Consider the following 15,985-nt stretch of genomic DNA (forward strand, 5'->3'; position numbering starts at 1 on the left):
GGTCGCGTACTGCGCGCCCGTCGGAGGAACGCAGCCTCCACCTGAATACCGGAGGCGGGGCTGCGGCAAACGCGGTTCACGCAGAATGTCACATGTCGGCAACGCGCTGTAGCGCCATGTCGACATATATCTCCAGCGACAGACGAGCTCGGAGGGCGATCAGTCCGATCTGTCGGGAAACAGGTGAACTGTTGCCACTCGTTCCGGTTACGCCTCGATCCTGTTTGCGGATCTCAGTCGGGCGAAACTCCGGGCGAGGAGTCGGGAGACGTGCATCTGGGAGACGCCGAGCTCCACGCTGATCTGTGACTGCGTCAGATTGTTGTAGTACCGCAGGAGCAGGATCCTTTGCTCACGTTCGGGCAGCTGTACGAGGAGGTGGCGGACGAGGTCGCGGTGCTCGACCCCGGCCAGCTCCGGGTCCTCGTAGCCGAGGCGGTCCAGCAGCCCGGGCATGCCGTCGCCCTCCTGGGCGGCCTCCAGGGAGGTCGCGTGGTAGCTGCGCCCGGCCTCGATGCAGGACAGCACCTCGTCCTCGGTGATGCGCAGCCGCTCGGCGATCTCGGCGGTGGTCGGGGTGCGGCCGTGCAGGGTCGTGAGGTCCTCGGTGGCGGCGTTGACCTGGACCCAGAGCTCATGGAGGCGGCGCGGCACGTGGACGGTGCGGACGTTGTCGCGGAAGTACCGCTTGATCTCGCCCACGACGGTCGGCATCGCGAACGTCGGGAACTGCACGCCGCGGTCCGGGTCGAACCGGTCGATGGCGTTGATCAGACCGATGGTGCCGACCTGGACCACGTCCTCCATCGGCTCGTTGCGGCTGCGGAAGCGTGCGGCCGCGTACCGGACGAGCGGGAGGTTGGCCTCGATGAGGGCCCCGCGCACCCGGCTGTGCTCGCCGGTGCCCGGCTCCAGGCCCTTCAGCTGGCCGAAGAGGACCTGGGTGAGCGCCCGGGTGTCCGCGCCCCTGCTCGGGGGTCTCGGCGCGACCGGGGGCTCCTCGGGCGGCTCCTGGCGGGGCTCCTGGCGGTGTTCCCGCTGGGGCTCCGGCTGGGGCGGCACCTGGGGGTCCTGCTGGGGTGGCACTTGAGGCGCAGTACTGGCCGGCACGGTCACGCCACCCCTTCAGTCAACTCATCCATCAAAAGCGGTCATAGCATCACAAGAGATGTGCACTGTGTGCAAGCACCGTATAGCGCCGTGTTGAGGGCAAGTTGGGCATATCAGGGCAATATGCCCAACGGTAGGTATACAAAAAGCCCCCCACCCGTCGGAGTGGGGGGCCGGAAGTCCGGTAACCGCTTCAGCGTACGGGTCAGCGCACCAGTTCGGTCATGAACTCGCCGATGCCGGAGGCGGCATCCGATATCCCCTGGAAGCCTATTTCCACGATCTCGGCCGCTCTCTTCGGCTGGGTGATGATCACGAAGAGGGCGAACACGGTGAGGGCACCCGTGATGAGCTTCTTGGTGTCCACGTGCGGGCGGCCTCCCCAACCGGTCCGAGCAAGTCGGGTGAGTCTAACCGGTCAAGATTGGACACTCACCTGTCCTTTAAGGACCAATGGCCCGGTACTCCGGGTCCTTTGCCGTGGAGCGTGCGGTTGCGGTGGGCGCAGGATGGGTGTGCGCCCACCGGTTCTGGCAGGAAACCGGTGGGTGAGGGGCAGGGCCTCACTGCGGGGTCCGGGACGCGCGCTTCCCCCTGATCGCGGCCCGGACCGGCAGGTCCGTCCTCGTCGGGGGAGGTGGCCTGTCCCCCCGATGCCGCTTCCCCCGTCCCGCGCGAAGAAGGTCCCGACTCCGGTCGGGGCCTTCTTCGCGTCTTCGGGTCTTCGCATCGTCCCCTGTACCGCCCGCGCGGGCGTACGGGGGCTTGCGGGGGCTCGGGCGTGCAGGGGGCGCGCTCAGGGCGTACAGGGAGCGCACAAGGGGCGCGCGGCGGCGGTTGCGGCCCGGGTGGCTACTCCAGGCCGCCGGCCAGGTCCGTGAGGGGCTGTACGGGCGCGATGACGGGGGCCAGGTGGTCGGGCAGTTCCATCAGCGCGTTGAGCTGGTTCGCGCCGGCGCTGAGCTGCGACCCGATCTCCTGGACGGACGTGGGCTGGGCCCCGGCCGGCATCCCCGGGGCGGCCGACGGCAGGTCCGGGAGGGTGAGGGGGGAGACCGGGGCGGCCGAGGCGGCGGGTGCGGCGAGGCCCGCGGCGGCCCCCGCGAGGGCGAGGGCGGCGAGCATGCGCTGGGTCTTGGTCATGCCGTGACAACGGCCGGAGGGGCGGGCGGTCACGCGGGTGTCCTCCGGAGAGGCGACCCGGAACACGCCGAGAGCCCCGACCCTTGCGGGGCGGGGCTCTCGATCGAAGCGGTAGTGGAGGGATTTGAACCCCCGATGGGTTGCCCCATACTCGCTTTCGAGGCGAGCTCCTTCGGCCACTCGGACACACTACCGAGATGGATCCTAGCCTAAGGAACCCCATCCGCCGAAATCGGTTGGTCCGGGGGCGTCACGGTGGCCGTACGCAGGCCTTTTCCGGGCCCTGGGCGCCGGTACCGGGGCCCGCACGCCGGTTCAGAGGTCGCGGAAGAAGTCCGTCAGCTGCCGCGCGCACTCGTCGGCCAGGACACCGCGGACCACCTCGGGACGGTGGTTGAGCCTGCGGTCCCGTACGAGGTCCCACAGCGACCCGGCGGCGCCCGCCTTCTCGTCGTCCGCGCCGTAGACGACCCGGGCGACGCGCGACTGCACGAGCGCGCCCGCGCACATGACGCACGGCTCCAGGGTCACCACGAGGGTGCACCCCGGCAGGCGCCATTCCCCGAGGGCGGCGGCCGCCCGGCGCAGTGCCACGACCTCGGCGTGCGCGGTGGGGTCGCCGGTCGCCTCGCGCTCGTTGTACCCGGTGGCGAGGATCCGCCCGTCCGGGCCCAGCACGACGGCGCCGACCGGCACATCGCCGGCCGGCACCGCCCGGGCGGCCTCCTGGAGCGCCAGGCGCATGGAGTCCCGCCACGGGTCCCGTACGGGATCGTCGGTGTTCGCAGGGACCACTAGCGGACGGCCTCCAGGACCTCGGTGGCGCCGAGGGAATCGGCGATCTCCGAGAGTGCGTCCCCGTCCAGGGTCATCAGTTGTTTGTTGGTCACCCCGAGATCGTCCAGCAGCCGGGGGTCACCGAGCGGACCGGCCGGTACCGGTTCCGTACCGGTCCCGCCCGCCTCGTCCTCGTCGGCATCCTCGTCCGTGAACGCGGCGACGGCATCCTCCTCGCCGTCCTCGGTGCCGTCCAGGTCCAGGTCGTCGAGTTCGTCGTCCTCCTCGTCGCTGCCCAGCAGCTCTTTGGTCAGCATCGAGCCGTAGGAGCTGCGGGCGGCCGCGGAGGCGTTCGATACGAAGTACCGCGGGTCCTCCTCGCCGTCCACGCGGACGACGCCGAACCAGGCGTCCTCCTGCTCGATGAGGGCGACCACCGTGTCGTCGTCGACAGCGGCGGACCGGGCGAGATCGATCAGATCACTGAGGGACTCGACGTCGTCGAGTTCCATGTCGCTCGCTTCCCACCCGTCTTCGGTGCGCGCGAGCAGTGCGGCGAAATACACCGTGACTCTCCCACTGGTCTTAGGCGTGCCGGTTGGAGGTCCCCCCGGCCGGAGGTTGGGGCACAGCGGCCGTGCTGCTCGCCGTCCGTACCCCGCCCAATCGGCATCGTGGCAGAAACAGCGGCTTTGCGAGAGGTCTTCCGCGCTTGCGTCGTGCCGCGCCGTGCACCGGCAGGGGCTGTACGGGGTTGCGGCGCGGGGGCGGCGGGGTCGTGAGACGGGGTGTGGGGCGGGTGGTGCGGCCCGGACGTGTCGCGGCGCGGCGGGCCCCCGGATCACCAGCGGAAGGTGCGCATGCGCATCTGCTGGCGCATACGGGCCGCCCGGGCGCGGCGGGGCTGGACGCGATCGCGCAGCTCGCGCGCCTCCATCAGGTCGCGCAGGAACTGCGCGCGGCGTGCTCGGCGCTGCGCCGCGGTCTCCGGCACCTCGTCCTTCGGCTGCCTGTCGGGCATCGGCCACCACCTGGCTGGTCGGTCGTCCCCCCTGCACCCACCTTCCCCCGGACGGCGCGTTTGATGCCACCCCACCGCAGGTCAGACGTCGTCCTTGAGGGTCGGGACCACCGCCACCGGGCCGTGCGCGTGGTGGAGCACCGCATGGGCCACCGAGCCGATAGCCAGCGACATGGCGGTGCGCCGCGGGTGGTGGCGGCCCACCACGATCAGAGCCGCCGCCCGGGAGGCGATGACCAGCCGGCCCGCCGGGTCCCCGGGCACCGCGGCCTGTTCGACCGGGACGTCCGGGAACCGCTCGCGCAGCGGTGCCAGCCGCTCCGTCTGGGACCGCAGCATCTCCCGCTCGGCAGGTACCCCGTCCCCCTCGTCGGCCAGCCCTTCCGGCGGGATCACCGCGAACGGGCTGTCGATCACGAGGGTCGGCGAGGGCGGGATGGCGTACGCGGAGACCACCTGGACGGTGGTCCCCCGCACGGCGGCCTCGGTGAACGCGAAGGTCAGTACGTCGTCGGGCGTCTCGGCGGCGTGCAGCCCGACCACCACCCGCCCGGCCGACTGCTCGGCGTCCGCATCGGCGTCGTCGCTGGCGCCGCGGTCCGCGTGCGGGACCACGACCACCGGGCAGGCGGCCGTGCTGGCCACGGCCCGGCTGCTGGAGCCGAGCAGCAGGCTGGCGAAGCCGCCGCGGCCCCGGGAGCCCATCACCAGCATCCGGGCCTGCGAGCCGATCACCCGCAGTGCCTCGGGTACGGAGCCCTCCAGGGCCTCGTACGTGACCCCCTCGGGCAGTCCGGAGCCGCCGGCGCCGAGCAGGGACTCGACCCAGTCGCGTACGGGGTCGGCGAATTCGGCGGGCTCGGAGGCGTCGTGCAGCGAGGCCCGGCGCCCGGCGTACAACTGGGCGTGGTCGGGCAGCACATGGGCGACCAGCAGCGCGCTGTCGTGCCGGACGGCCTCCTTCCGTGCCCACTCCAGGGCCCTGAGGCTGTGTTCCGAACCGTCGACGGCCGCGATCACCGGTGTGTTGCTCATCCGTCCAGCCTGCTGGGCGTCCGGGCGGGTCGCATCCGCAGGGAAGCGGCGGGCGGGAGCGCGGCTTCGGACGCGAAGGAGCCGCGTCAGCGCGTAGCCTTTTGGGTGCAGGTCGCGTCGTGCGACCGTTTTTGCAGGTCGCAGGCTGAGTTTTGGAGGATGTTGTGCGTTTGCAGGTCGTCGATCACCCCTTGGTGGCGCACAAACTCACCACCCTGCGCGACAAGCGCACCGACTCCGCCACCTTCCGGCGGCTCGCCGACGAGCTGGTGACCCTGCTCGCCTACGAGGCCACCCGGGACGTGCGCACGGAGCAGGCCGACATCGAGACCCCGGTCGCCCCGACCACCGGCGTGAAGCTCTCGCACCCGCGCCCGCTGGTCGTCCCGATCCTGCGCGCCGGCCTCGGCATGCTCGACGGCATGGTGCGGCTGCTGCCGACCGCCGAGGTGGGCTTCCTGGGCATGGTCCGCAACGAGGAGACCCTGGAGGCCTCCACGTACGCGACGCGCATGCCGGAGGACCTCTCGGGACGCCAGGTCTACGTCGTCGACCCGATGCTCGCCACCGGCGGCACGCTGGTCGCGGCGATCCAGGAGCTGATCAAGCGCGGCGCCGACGACGTCACGGCCGTGGTGCTGCTGGCCGCGCCCGAGGGCGTCGAGATCATGGAGCGCGAGCTGGCGGGCACGCCGGTGACGGTGGTGACGGCCGCGGTGGACGAGCGGCTCAACGAGCACGGCTACATCGTGCCGGGCCTGGGTGACGCCGGCGACCGGATGTACGGCTCGGCGGAGTAGAGCCGCTCCGAGCCGCTCTGCGGAGCGTCGGACGCGTCCCGCACGGGACGCGTCCCGCGCGTCAGCAGTTCTTGGGCGCGGGCACGGGGTTGGCCAGCAGGGCCAGCGCCTTGTCCGCGTCCTCCTTCGTACTCAGCTCCGTGAAGGCGTCGCCCAGGATCAGGTCGACGTCCGCGGTCTCGCGGGTGTCGGTCTGCTGGGTGACTCCGGCGAGCTGCGTGCCGAGTACGGCGAAGACGGCCTTGTCGGTCGTGGGGGAGCCCAGCAGTATCCCCGTGCCGGGGACCTTCTTGTCGAAGTCGGCCGGGGCGTTGCCCACCTTGCCGATGACGAAGCCGCGTTTGGCCAGTTCGTCACCGACCGCCTTGGCCAGACCCGCACGCGGGGTCGCGTTGTAGACGTTGACCGCGATCTCCCCGGGCGGGGGGAGGACGACCGCCGGTTTGCTGGCGGCCGGGGCGGCGGAGGCGGCGCCGGGGCCGCCCTTGGCAGCGGTACCGGGAGGTGTCGTCGGGCAGTCCTTGGCACCCGCAGCCGTGTTCCGCTTGGGGCTGTCGCCCCGGAACACGTCGATGAGCTGCAGGGCCCCGTAGCCGACCAGGGCCAGCGCAAGGATCGAGCCGAGCACGGCGAGGACGATCCGGGAACGGCTCCGCTTACGACTCATACGGGGGTAGGCGGCTCCCGTGACGCGGTACTTTCCGCCCATGCCGGGGGGAGTGAGCATGCTCATGGGCGCAGCGTAGTGCGACCCGGTGTCGATGCCTACTAAATGATCTGCTGATAGGTCAATGGTGACCCGAAAGGCGCAATCCAGACGAAGCCGTCAGTCCATCTCGAGGACGCGCGCATGCAGCACCTGGCGCTGCTGGAGGGCGGCGCGCACGGCGCGGTGCAGCCCGTCCTCCAGGTAGAGGTCGCCCCGCCACTTCACGACGTGCGCGAACAGGTCGCCGTAGAAGGTGGAGTCCTCGGCGAGCAGCGTTTCGAGGTCCAGCTGGCCCTTGGTCGTCACGAGCTGGTCGAGCCGGACCGGGCGCGGCGCGACGTCCGCCCACTGCCGGGTGGTTTCCCTGCCGTGGTCGGGGTAGGGCCGTCCGCTTCCGATGCGCTTGAAGATCACACGGAAAGCCTACCGGGCCGGTGCGTGCGGGCGCAGCCTCGTGGCGGTGGTGCAAAAGTGGCGAACAGCGCTATTTGGGGAGTGAATCATGAGTGAGAGCACCGACCCCGCCCTTCCGGAGGACCGGACGGGCCCGGCCGGCCCGGCCGAGGAGATCGCCGCCGGGTACGCGTTCACCGGCCCCGCGCTCGACCTCGGAGCCCTCCTCTGGGACGGCGCATGCCTGCCCGACCGTCAGATCCGCATCCCCCTGGCGATGCTGGGCCGCCACGGACTGGTCGCCGGAGCCACCGGAACCGGCAAGACCAAAACGCTCCAGCTCATCGCCGAACAGCTGTCGGCGGGCGGCGTCCCCGTCTTCCTCGCGGACATCAAGGGCGACATCTCGGGGATCTCGGCGCCCGGGACGCCGGGCGACCGGATCGCCGAACGGGCCCGGGACGTGGCCCAGCCGTGGGAGCCCACCGGATACCCCTGCGCGTTCTACTCGCTGGGCGGGATCGGCCCCGGGATCCCGCTCCGGTCCACGGTCACCAGCTTCGGGCCGGTGCTGATGTCCAAGGTGCTCCAGCTCAACCAGACGCAGGAGCAGTCCCTCGGCCTGATCTTCCACTACGCCGACTCCAAGGGCCTGGAGCTGATCGACCTCAAGGACCTGCGCGCGGTCGTCGCCTTCCTCGTCTCCGACCAGGGCAAACCCGAACTCAAGGGCATCGGCGGACTGTCCACGGTGACGGCCGGGGTGATCCTGCGGGCGCTGACCGCCTTCGAGCAGCAGGGCGCCTCGGAGTTCTTCGGCGAGCCCGAGTTCGACACGGCCGAGTTCCTGCGGACGGCCGCCGACGGACGCGGACTGGTCTCCGTACTGGAACTCCCGGCCGTCCAGGACAAGCCGCAGCTCTTCTCCACCTTCCTGATGTGGCTGCTCGCCGACCTCTACAACGACCTTCCGGAGGTCGGCGACCTGGAGAAGCCCAAGCTCGTCTTCTTCTTCGACGAGGCGCACCTGCTCTTCAACGGGGCCTCGAAGGCCTTCCTCGCGTCCATCACCCAGACGGTCCGGCTCATCCGCTCCAAGGGCGTGGGCATCTTCTTCGTCACCCAGACCCCCAAGGACGTGCCGGCGGACGTCCTCGCCCAGCTCGGCAACCGGGTGCAGCACGCGCTGCGCGCCTTCACCCCCGACGACGCCAAGGAGCTGAAGGCGACGGTGAAGACCTTCCCCCACTCCGCCTACGACCTGGAGGAGCTGCTCACCCAGCTGGGCACCGGCGAGGCGGTCGTCACCGTGCTCAGCGAGAAGGGCGCCCCCACCCCGGTCGCGGCGACCCGGATGCGGGCCCCGCAGTCGCTGATGGGACCGATCGCGGCGGCCGAGCTGGAGCAGGCCGTGAAGTCCTCGCTGCTCTGGTCGCGCTACGCGGAGCCGGTCGACCGCGAGTCGGCGTACGAGAAGATCAGCGCCGAACAGGCCGCCGCGGAGGCGCGTGCGGAGGCCGCCGCGGCCGCCGCCGAGGCCGAGAAGGAGGCCGAGAAGGCGGAGAAGGAGGCGGCGCGGGCCGCGCGCAGCGCCCCGAAGCCGGATCCCTCGCCGGCCGAACAGGTGGTGGGGAGCGGGCTGTTCCGCTCGCTGGCCCGGTCGATCGGGACACAGCTGGGCCGGGAGATCTCGCGCTCGATCTTCGGGACGGCGCGCAGACGCCGGTGACGCGGTGACAGACTCGGTGCATGCGGACCGAACTCACCGACACCACGTCCAGCAAGGTCAACCGGGCCCTGCTCGAAGCCCGCCGGGCGATAGGCAGCCCGACCATGGGGCTCGTGCTGACCCTTGTCCTCGCCACCGACGAGGAGAACGCCTACGACGCCGTACGCGCGGCCTCCGAGGCCTCGCACGAACATCCCTGCCGCATCATCGCGGTGATCAGGCGGAGCTCGCGCGGCCCGCACAAGCTCCGCGCGAACCGCGTCGACGCCGAACTGCGGGTCGGCTCCGACGCCGGGACCGGCGAGATCGTGCTGCTGCGCCTGCACGGGGCGCTGACCGAGCAGGCCGGCTCGGTCGTCCTGCCACTGCTCCTGCCGGACGCGCCCGTGGTGGCCTGGTGGCCGGCCGGGGCCCCCACCGACCTGGCGGGGGATCCGCTGGGCGCGCTCGCCCAGCGCCGGATCACGGACGCGGCCGCCGCCTTCGACCCGGTCGGCGTGCTCGACGAGCGGGCCGCCGGCTACCAGCCCGGCGACACCGACCTGGCCTGGACCCGCCTGACGCCGTGGCGCTCGCTGCTGGCCGCGGCCCTGGACCAGAAGCCGCTGCCGGTGACCGGCGCGGCGGTGGAGAGCGAGCCCGACAACGCGAGCGCGGAGCTGCTGGCGCGCTGGCTGGAGGACCGGCTGGGGGTGCCGGTGGCGAGGGTGGCGACCGAGGGCCCGGTGATCACCGGGGTGAGCCTGCAGACCACGGGCGGGGAGATCCGGGTGGACCGGCCCGCGGGCGTACTGGCCACCTTGAGCCTGCCGGGGAGCCCCGACCGCAAGGTGGCCCTGAAGATCCGCAGCGGCGCCGAACTGATCGCGGAGGAACTGCGCCGCCTCGACGCGGACGTGGTCTACGGCTCCGCGCTGCGGCGGCGGCCGCTCCAGACGGGGCTCTCGGCGTAGTGGTTGTCGTAGGTCGCCGAGCTGTCCTTGATGTCCTGCACGGTGGCCTCGCCCGCGTTGACCCGGCCCAGGAGCCGGTAGTAGTCGAAGCGGCCCATGCCGGGGGTGAAGCCGACGAAGACGGCGGCGGTGTGGCCGGCGGCGGGGGCGAAGGCGTGCTTGACGCCCGGCGGGATCGCGATGAAGTCGCCGGCGCCCAGGGTGTGGATCTCGTCGTCGACGAGGATGTCGAGCCGGCCGTCGGTGACGTGGAAGAACTCGGTGGCCTTGGTGTGGAAGTGCACCGGGGCGCCCGCCGCACCCTCGTCGAACGTGGCGGTGTTGCAGGTGAGCTCGGCGGTGTCGGTAAGGAGGGTGATGAGGCTGCCGGGAGCGTCGTAGATGGTTTCGGCGGTGGCGGCGCGGGTCGCGATCTCTGTCATGTCCACCAATCTATGATCTTGAGCGACCGGAAACAGGGGTCAATCGGCAGCCTCTGTGCCCGGTCAATTCCGTCGGGTCCCGGGACGGGCCGCTGGTCTGGCAGCCACGGCCTGACCAGGGCCTGACCAGCACCGGAACAGCACCGGACCAGGGCCCCGGCGACCTGGATCAGGAGCCGCCCGTGGCCTTGGCGGCCTTCGCGGCGGCCTTCATCTCCTGCTTGTGCGCCCGTACCTTGGCCAGGGACTCCGGGCCCGTGATGTCGGCCGCCGAACGGTAGACGTTCGCCTGGCCGTACCCGCCCGCCGCCTCGCGCCAGCCCGTCGGACGCACGCCGAACCGCTTGCCCAGCAGGGCGAGGAAGATCTGGGCCTTCTGCTCCCCGAAGCCCGGCAGCGCCTTGAGGCGCTTCAGCAGCTCCTGCCCGCTCGCGGCGTCGGCCCAGACCGCCTCCGCGTTCCCGTCGTAGTGCTCGACGAGGTACGCGCACAGCTGCTGGATCCGCGTGGCCATCGACCCCGGATACCGGTGGACGGCGGGCTTCTCGGAGAGCAGGGCCGCGAAGGCCTCCGGGTCGTACGCGGCGATGGTGTGCGCGTCGAGATCGTCGGAGCCCAGCCGCCGGGCGATCGTCCAGGGCCCCGAGAACGCCCATTCCATCGGCACCTGCTGGTCCAGCAGCATTCCGACGAGTGCGGCGAGCGGGCTCCGGCCGAGCAGCGCGTCGGCCTCCGGCTGCTGTGCCAGCCGGATGGTGATGTCCTTGTCCATGGTTCCAGCGTCCCGCCTGGGCGCGCTCCCCGCGCGGCCGCCGCACCGCGCGCCTAGCGTGAGTACGACCGTCCTACGACGACGACAGGTACGAGACGAGGAGTCGATCGATCATGTCTGAGTTCTCCGAAGGCGCTCCGTGCTGGGTGGACGCGATGTTCGCCGACGTGGAGGGGGCGAAGACCTTCTACGGGGACGTGCTGGGCTGGACCTTCGGCGAGGCCAGCAGCGAGTACGGCAACTACACGCAGGCCTACTCCGGCGGCAAGGCCGTCGCCGCCGTGGTCCCGCCGATGCCGGGGGCCGACGCCCCCTCGCAGTGGTGTCTGTACTTCGCCTCGCCCGACGCGGCGGCCACCGCCGAGAAGGTGACGGCCAACGGCGGCGAGGTGCTGATGGGCCCGATGCAGGTGGGCGCCTTCGGCACGATGCTGATCGCGAAGGAGCCGAGCGGTGCGGTCTTCGGCGTCTGGCAGCCGGGCGAGCACAAGGGCTTCGAGAAGATGGGCGAGCCGGGCTCGTACGCGTGGGCGGAGGTCTTCACCCGGGACCCGGCCAAGGCGGACGCGTTCCTGCCGAAGGTCTTCCCGTACGGCGCCCAGCAGATGGACGCGGGCGACGATCCCGAGATGGCCGGCATGGACTTCAAGGTCTTCAGCGTCGGCGGCGCCGGGAACCCGGTGCTGGGCCGGATGAAGATGGACGACGACTTCCCGCCGGAGGTGCCGCCGTACATCCAGGTCTACTTCGGGGTGCCGGACTGCGACGAGGCGGTGTCGAAGACCCAGAAGCACGGCGGGAAGCTGCACTTCGGCCCGATGGACAGCCCGTTCGGCCGGTTCGCGGCGGTCACCGACCCGCAGGGCGCCGCCTTCGCAGTGATCGACATGTCGACAACAGTGGGTGAGATGCCGAGCTTCGGCTGAGCGATGCCCCCGCCGTACCCCCGCTGTGCCGCCGGGCCCGGCGGCACGGCAGACTGCCCCGGCACACGGTTCCATCTGCGCGGGGGCGGATTTCGATGAGGCACGGGACGATGGCGGCTGCCGCCGGATGCGCACTGGCGATCCTCGCGACGGCGGCGTGCAGCCTGCCGCCCGCGCCGGCGCTCTCGCCGGCCGCGGTCCCGGCGAAGACAGTGCCGGCGCCGTCGTGGACACCATCGGCGCCCGCGGCGTCCTCGCCCGTACCGCCGCCCCCGGCACCTGCTCCGACGGTGTCCGGGCCACCGCGCGCGTCCGCGCCGTCCGCGCCGTCCGGGCCGTCGGAGCCCTCCGGGCCCGCGCAGCCGGTCGGGGACGCGAGGGTCACGGCGGCCGACGGCCCTCTGCTGGAGGCCGCCCGCGCGGGCTCGGACACCCGGGTGCCGGACGACGGATCCGTCATCGTGATCCACCGCGAACCGGCGGGCGACGCGGGCGAGCTCGCCTGGATGCCTGACGACCGCAACTACTGCCTGGCCGTGGTCCGCGAGGCCCGCGCGAGCACCACCTGCAACCCCCTGCCGAAGTCCTGGGCGCGGATCGGCATCCGGCTGGTGACCCAGGGCGCCGCGTACCACCAAGGGCCCACGGTCTACTTCGCTGTCGTGGACGGCGGCCACGCCCCGTACGCGTACACCGGACCCGCGCCGCAGAGCCCGGGCAGGGGCCCGGTCCGCGATGCCACGGCCGTCTTCGCCTCGGGCCGGACGCTGAGCCTGCTCACGTACGAACGCTCCACCCAGCGGCTCTCACCGGGCGAGCGGGAGATCTGCAGCGCCGACAACGCCGTCTGCTTCCCGGCCCTGGACGTCTACCTCCCCGGCAGCCCCTGAGCGCGGGCGGAAGTTTTTCGCGCGGCCTGTCACATCGGTGCGGCGGGGCGGGTCAGTGGAGTGAAGGAGGCGGGAGAAAGACCGGAGCGAGTCCGCACCGGCGCCCGCCCGAGGGGAGCTCGGATGTCCACCACCGCTGTTGTTTTCGCCCTGGTCGGCGCGTTCATGGTCGGATTCTCGGCGGCCTCGATGTTCTTCAAGGCGAAGTGGGTCGTGGAGTCGCTGGCCGAGTACGGGGTTCCGCGCTCGTGGTGGACCTGGCTCGCCACCGCGAAGGCGGCCGGCGCGGTGGGCCTCGCGGTGGGTGTCTTCGTCCCGGCGATCGGCGTCGCGGCGGCCATCGGGGTCGCCCTGTACTTCGCGGGGGCCGTGATCACGGTGCTCCGGGCGAAGTCCTACGCCCACGTGGCCTTCCCGGTGATCTACGCGGCCCCGGCGGTCGTGGCCCTGGCCCTCGGCTTCAACGGCTGAGCGGAGCTGAGCGGGGAGGGGAGGGGAGGGGGAGGCGGGGAGGCCGGCCGGCCCGAGGCCTCCCCCTACGAGGTCACGAACGGCAGGTCGCCGGCGCGGACACGGTGGAGCGGGCCGGCCGCGCGCAGGACCACGTCCAGGACGGCCTCGGGCCGGGCGGCGTAACTGTTCGAGAACCACGGCATGTTGGCCTCGACCACGGCGTACCGGCCCGTCGCACCGACGAGGCCGACGTCGACGGTGACGGCGCTGGGCAGGTCCGTGCCCGTCGCGGCGAGCAGCGCGGCCGCGAAGCCGCGTACGTCCGCCCCCCGCGCGTCCTCGTCGAGGGGGGCGGGGTCCAGACGCCCGTGGACGGCGTACCGGCTCCCGGCGGCGATCTCGCCGTCGAGCAGGAACAGCCGGTATTCGGCGGCGAAGTCCACCACCTCCGAGACCAGCACGGGGGTGGCGGCGGGCAGGGCCCCGGGCAGCGGCGAGTCGGGCCCGTACACGCCGGGCGGGAAGGACTTCTCGCGCGGCGGTTTCACGAACGCCGGCCGCCCGGACCCGGCCAGCTCGCGCGCCGCCCGGTCCAGGGTGGTCAGCTCGATCCGGCGGCCCGTGAACCGCTCGGGCAGTCGCGTGAGCCAGTCGTCGGGCGGCTCCAGCAGCCCCAGCCCGAGCGCCCCGGCCACCCGGGCGGCGGCGTGCGGGCCACCGCACCAGTGCACGGCCCGTCCGGCCAGGGCGCCGAAGCCGGGGCCGAGGGCCCGGACGGTCATCCCCCGGCGGGCGGCGGCCCCGGCGAGGAGCCCGGCCGTGGCGGTCGGCCGGGCCGGTATCAGAAACACCTCTTCCGTCATCCGGCCATTGTGTCGGGGGCGTTCGGGCCGCTGCGCGGGGTGAAGGGGCACCCCCACTCGGGCGCGGTCATCCGGCCGCTGTAGTGCCGGGCCTCGTCCCGGTACGTGAGGAGGCTCGGATTCGCCGAACCGTTGAACGCCAGGTCCCGCTGCCTGATCTTCTTGCGCATCTTGAAGAAGTTGCGGCCCATGGCGTTGAACTGGTGGTGCGAGTTGAACACCAGCGCGGGCAACCGGAATCTGCGGCTCGGCCGGGACGCGCCGGGATGCAGGCCCACCACGAAGAAGGGATGGCCCTGGACGGAGAAGGCGAACCGTGGGGAGGCGGGGTCCGAGTCGTACTGCCCGTTCCAGGCATGACGACGGCCGTCCCGGTCGTGCATGCCCTGCAGATGGCCCCAGACCGCATCCTCGAAGGCCTGCTCGGCCGTGTCCGGCAGGCTGTCGAACGTGGCGACGAACGACGAGAAGCTCCGCTCGCCGGGTTCGAACGACTCCAGGAATTCGCCCAGGCCGGCCAGGCTGTCGAGGACCCCCGAGGGGCTGCCGAGCTCGCCGCAGTGCCGGTGGAAGACGCCGCCGCGCCGCAGGGCCGCTTTGGCGCCCAGGCAGATGAAGTCCTCCCGGCCGATGAACTCCGCCAGTGCCTGGTACGGCGTCCGCCCGTCCTCGGCGGCTCCCGTCGGATCCTCGTCGGACGCCGGAGCGTCCTCGGACGCCGGCCGGCGGGACAGGACCTGGGCGGTGGACACCGTCACCGTGGTTCCGTCCTGGGCCGAGACCGTCACTTCCACCGAGACCAGTCCGCCGCCCAGGGCCTCGCGGGCCTGGACGAGCCGGGCGGTAGCGGTCAGGACATCGCCCTTGCGGATCGGGCGGACATGGCGGTAGTCCTGGGCGAGATGGACGGCGGACGCGTAGTCGTACCCGAGCGGCCGCCGTGCGAGGACCGATGCCTCCGCCTGCGCCGCCAGCCGGACGGCGAAGGTGGGGGGCGCGATCACGTCCGGGTGCCCCCGTTCGCGCGCGGCCGCCGCGCTCCGGTACACGGGATGGGGATCCCCTATCGCGTCGGCGAACTCGGCGATGGACTCGCCGGTCACCTCGACGGGGCCCACGGTGGCCGGGTCGTCCGGCGCGCCGCCGGGCGGTCGCACGAGCTCAGCGGACATGGACACGGACACCGCCGTCGCCGATCGCGTGCGCTCCGCCGTCGACGTGCAGGATCTCTCCCGTGGTCGCCGGGAACCAGTCCGAGAGCAGCGCCGTGCAGGCCTTCGCCACCGGTTCGAAGTCCGCGGACCGCCAGCCGAGCGGGGCGCGCCGGTCCCACTCCGCCTCGGCCCGGTCGGGATCGGTGCCCTCGTCGTAGGTGGCGCGCCCGGCCGGGGTCCGCAGGGGGCCCGCGGCCACCAGGTTGACCCGGATGCCCTGCTCCCCGAGGTACGCGGCCAGGTAGCGCGCGCACGCCTCCAGGCCCGCCTTGGCGACGCCCATCCAGTCGTAACCCGCCCAGACCTGACGGGAGTCGAAGTCCAGTCCCACCACCGAGGACCCCGGACCCAGCAGCGGGAGCAGCGCGGCGGTCAGCGCCTGCAGGGAGACCGTGGAGACCTCGAACGCGGTCGTGGCGTCCTGCCGGGTCGTGCTGAGGAAGCCGCCGCCCAGCGCCCCGGGAGGCGCGTAGGCCACGGCGTGCAGGACTCCGTCGAGACGGTCGGTGTGCTGCCGGAGCCTGCTCTCCAGTGTGGCCAGGTGCTCGTCGTCGGTGACGTCCAGCTCGATCACCGGGGCGGGCTCCGGCAGCCGCCGGGCGATCCGTTCGACCAAGGAGAGCCGGCCGTAGCCCGTGAGGACGACGCGTGCTCCCTCCTCCTGGGCCTTGCGTGCCACGTGGAAGGCGATCGAGCGGTCCGTGAGGACGCCCGTGACCAGAACGGTCTTTCCTTCGAGCAGGCCGGTTCGTGCGGACAACGGGTCCACCTTTCG

At 72.1% G+C, this 15,985-nt stretch carries 20 protein-coding genes and 1 tRNA gene; 6 read left to right on the forward strand and 15 right to left on the reverse strand.

Translation table 11 applies throughout. The features are described 5' to 3' along the window. Positions 1–207 precede the first annotated feature (207 nt). The 8 genes from KO717_RS19010 to KO717_RS19045 form a co-directional block, all read right to left on the reverse strand. Positions 208–1,086 carry an RNA polymerase sigma factor SigF gene (locus KO717_RS19010; protein ID WP_301369232.1) on the reverse strand — a complete coding sequence of 293 codons (879 nt, stop codon included), beginning with the start codon at positions 1,084–1,086 and terminating at the stop codon, positions 208–210. Between the two features lie 229 nt (positions 1,087–1,315). Continuing rightward, positions 1,316–1,477 (reverse strand): hypothetical protein, encoded by a 162-nt coding sequence (locus KO717_RS19015; protein WP_167745563.1) that lies wholly within the window; start codon positions 1,475–1,477, stop codon positions 1,316–1,318. 485 nt (positions 1,478–1,962) lie between these two features. Beyond that, complete coding sequence (locus KO717_RS19020; protein ID WP_301369234.1) at positions 1,963–2,253, reverse strand: hypothetical protein; 291 nt, start codon at positions 2,251–2,253, stop codon at positions 1,963–1,965. Between the two features lie 109 nt (positions 2,254–2,362). Further along, positions 2,363–2,447 (reverse strand) — tRNA-Ser (locus tag KO717_RS19025). Positions 2,448–2,568: 121 nt separating this feature from the next. Beyond that, positions 2,569–2,997: a tRNA adenosine(34) deaminase TadA gene (tadA, locus tag KO717_RS19030; RefSeq protein WP_301374607.1), complete on the reverse strand. Its 429-nt coding sequence runs from the start codon at positions 2,995–2,997 to the stop codon at positions 2,569–2,571. A gap of 50 nt (positions 2,998–3,047) precedes the next feature. Then, entirely contained in the window at positions 3,048–3,596 is a 549-nt protein-coding gene (locus KO717_RS19035) for a tRNA adenosine deaminase-associated protein (protein WP_301369236.1), read from the reverse strand. Between the two features lie 275 nt (positions 3,597–3,871). Next, positions 3,872–4,051 (reverse strand): hypothetical protein, encoded by a 180-nt coding sequence (locus tag KO717_RS19040; protein ID WP_030768873.1) that lies wholly within the window; start codon positions 4,049–4,051, stop codon positions 3,872–3,874. An 81-nt stretch (positions 4,052–4,132) separates the two neighbouring features. After that, positions 4,133–5,086 carry a universal stress protein gene (locus tag KO717_RS19045; protein ID WP_301369239.1) on the reverse strand — a complete coding sequence of 318 codons (954 nt, stop codon included), beginning with the start codon at positions 5,084–5,086 and terminating at the stop codon, positions 4,133–4,135. A gap of 164 nt (positions 5,087–5,250) precedes the next feature. Here KO717_RS19045 and upp point away from each other — a divergent pair, with 164 nt between their 5' ends. Further along, on the forward strand, positions 5,251–5,886 hold the full coding sequence (gene upp / locus KO717_RS19050; protein WP_030010426.1) for a uracil phosphoribosyltransferase: 636 nt from the start codon (positions 5,251–5,253) through the stop codon (positions 5,884–5,886). 61 nt (positions 5,887–5,947) lie between these two features. On the opposite strand, the gene KO717_RS19055 is transcribed toward upp, so the two are convergent. Both KO717_RS19055 and KO717_RS19060 read right to left on the reverse strand, forming a co-directional pair. After that, on the reverse strand, positions 5,948–6,619 hold the full coding sequence (locus KO717_RS19055) for a LytR C-terminal domain-containing protein (RefSeq protein ID WP_301369241.1): 672 nt from the start codon (positions 6,617–6,619) through the stop codon (positions 5,948–5,950). Between the two features lie 93 nt (positions 6,620–6,712). Beyond that, positions 6,713–7,009 carry a type II toxin-antitoxin system VapB family antitoxin gene (locus KO717_RS19060; protein WP_030010424.1) on the reverse strand — a complete coding sequence of 99 codons (297 nt, stop codon included), beginning with the start codon at positions 7,007–7,009 and terminating at the stop codon, positions 6,713–6,715. 88 nt (positions 7,010–7,097) lie between these two features. Between KO717_RS19060 and KO717_RS19065 the strand changes: the two genes are divergently transcribed. Further along, positions 7,098–8,717, forward strand: coding sequence for a helicase HerA-like domain-containing protein (locus KO717_RS19065; RefSeq protein ID WP_301369244.1), 1,620 nt, complete (start codon positions 7,098–7,100; stop codon positions 8,715–8,717). A 20-nt stretch (positions 8,718–8,737) separates the two neighbouring features. Further along, positions 8,738–9,670, forward strand: coding sequence for a glucose-6-phosphate dehydrogenase assembly protein OpcA (opcA, locus tag KO717_RS19070; RefSeq protein ID WP_301369245.1), 933 nt, complete (start codon positions 8,738–8,740; stop codon positions 9,668–9,670). Here opcA and KO717_RS19075 read toward each other — a convergent pair. Continuing rightward, complete coding sequence (locus KO717_RS19075; RefSeq protein WP_301369246.1) at positions 9,619–10,092, reverse strand: cupin domain-containing protein; 474 nt, start codon at positions 10,090–10,092, stop codon at positions 9,619–9,621. The genes opcA and KO717_RS19075 overlap by 52 nt on opposite strands. A gap of 169 nt (positions 10,093–10,261) precedes the next feature. Next, positions 10,262–10,864, reverse strand: coding sequence for an HhH-GPD-type base excision DNA repair protein (locus KO717_RS19080; protein WP_301369247.1), 603 nt, complete (start codon positions 10,862–10,864; stop codon positions 10,262–10,264). Positions 10,865–10,977: 113 nt separating this feature from the next. Between KO717_RS19080 and KO717_RS19085 the strand changes: the two genes are divergently transcribed. The 3 genes from KO717_RS19085 (at position 10,978) to KO717_RS19095 (ending at position 13,151) form a co-directional block, all read left to right on the forward strand. Beyond that, on the forward strand, positions 10,978–11,790 hold the full coding sequence (locus KO717_RS19085) for a VOC family protein (RefSeq protein ID WP_301369249.1): 813 nt from the start codon (positions 10,978–10,980) through the stop codon (positions 11,788–11,790). A 290-nt stretch (positions 11,791–12,080) separates the two neighbouring features. Further along, positions 12,081–12,680 (forward strand): hypothetical protein, encoded by a 600-nt coding sequence (locus KO717_RS19090; protein ID WP_301369250.1) that lies wholly within the window; start codon positions 12,081–12,083, stop codon positions 12,678–12,680. 123 nt (positions 12,681–12,803) lie between these two features. Next, on the forward strand, positions 12,804–13,151 hold the full coding sequence (locus tag KO717_RS19095) for a DoxX family protein (protein ID WP_301369251.1): 348 nt from the start codon (positions 12,804–12,806) through the stop codon (positions 13,149–13,151). 65 nt (positions 13,152–13,216) lie between these two features. Here the strand turns inward: KO717_RS19095 and KO717_RS19100 are convergent, their stop codons facing one another. Genes KO717_RS19100 through fabI form a run of 3 tightly spaced genes read right to left on the reverse strand, consistent with a single transcriptional unit; the run spans position 13,217 to position 15,970 of the window. Continuing rightward, positions 13,217–13,996 carry an ATP-grasp domain-containing protein gene (locus tag KO717_RS19100; RefSeq protein WP_301369252.1) on the reverse strand — a complete coding sequence of 260 codons (780 nt, stop codon included), beginning with the start codon at positions 13,994–13,996 and terminating at the stop codon, positions 13,217–13,219. Beyond that, positions 13,993–15,168 carry a guanitoxin biosynthesis heme-dependent pre-guanitoxin N-hydroxylase GntA gene (gene gntA / locus KO717_RS19105; RefSeq protein WP_301369254.1) on the reverse strand — a complete coding sequence of 392 codons (1,176 nt, stop codon included), beginning with the start codon at positions 15,166–15,168 and terminating at the stop codon, positions 13,993–13,995. The genes KO717_RS19100 and gntA overlap by 4 nt, the downstream gene beginning before the upstream one ends. Then, entirely contained in the window at positions 15,158–15,970 is an 813-nt protein-coding gene (gene fabI, locus KO717_RS19110; RefSeq protein WP_301369256.1) for an enoyl-ACP reductase FabI, read from the reverse strand. Before fabI ends, gntA begins: the two co-directional genes overlap by 11 nt. Between the last annotated feature and the right edge of the window lie 15 nt (positions 15,971–15,985).

The sequence above is a fragment of the Streptomyces xanthophaeus genome (assembly GCF_030440515.1).
Taxonomy (GTDB): Bacteria; Actinomycetota; Actinomycetes; order Streptomycetales; family Streptomycetaceae; genus Streptomyces; species Streptomyces kutzneri.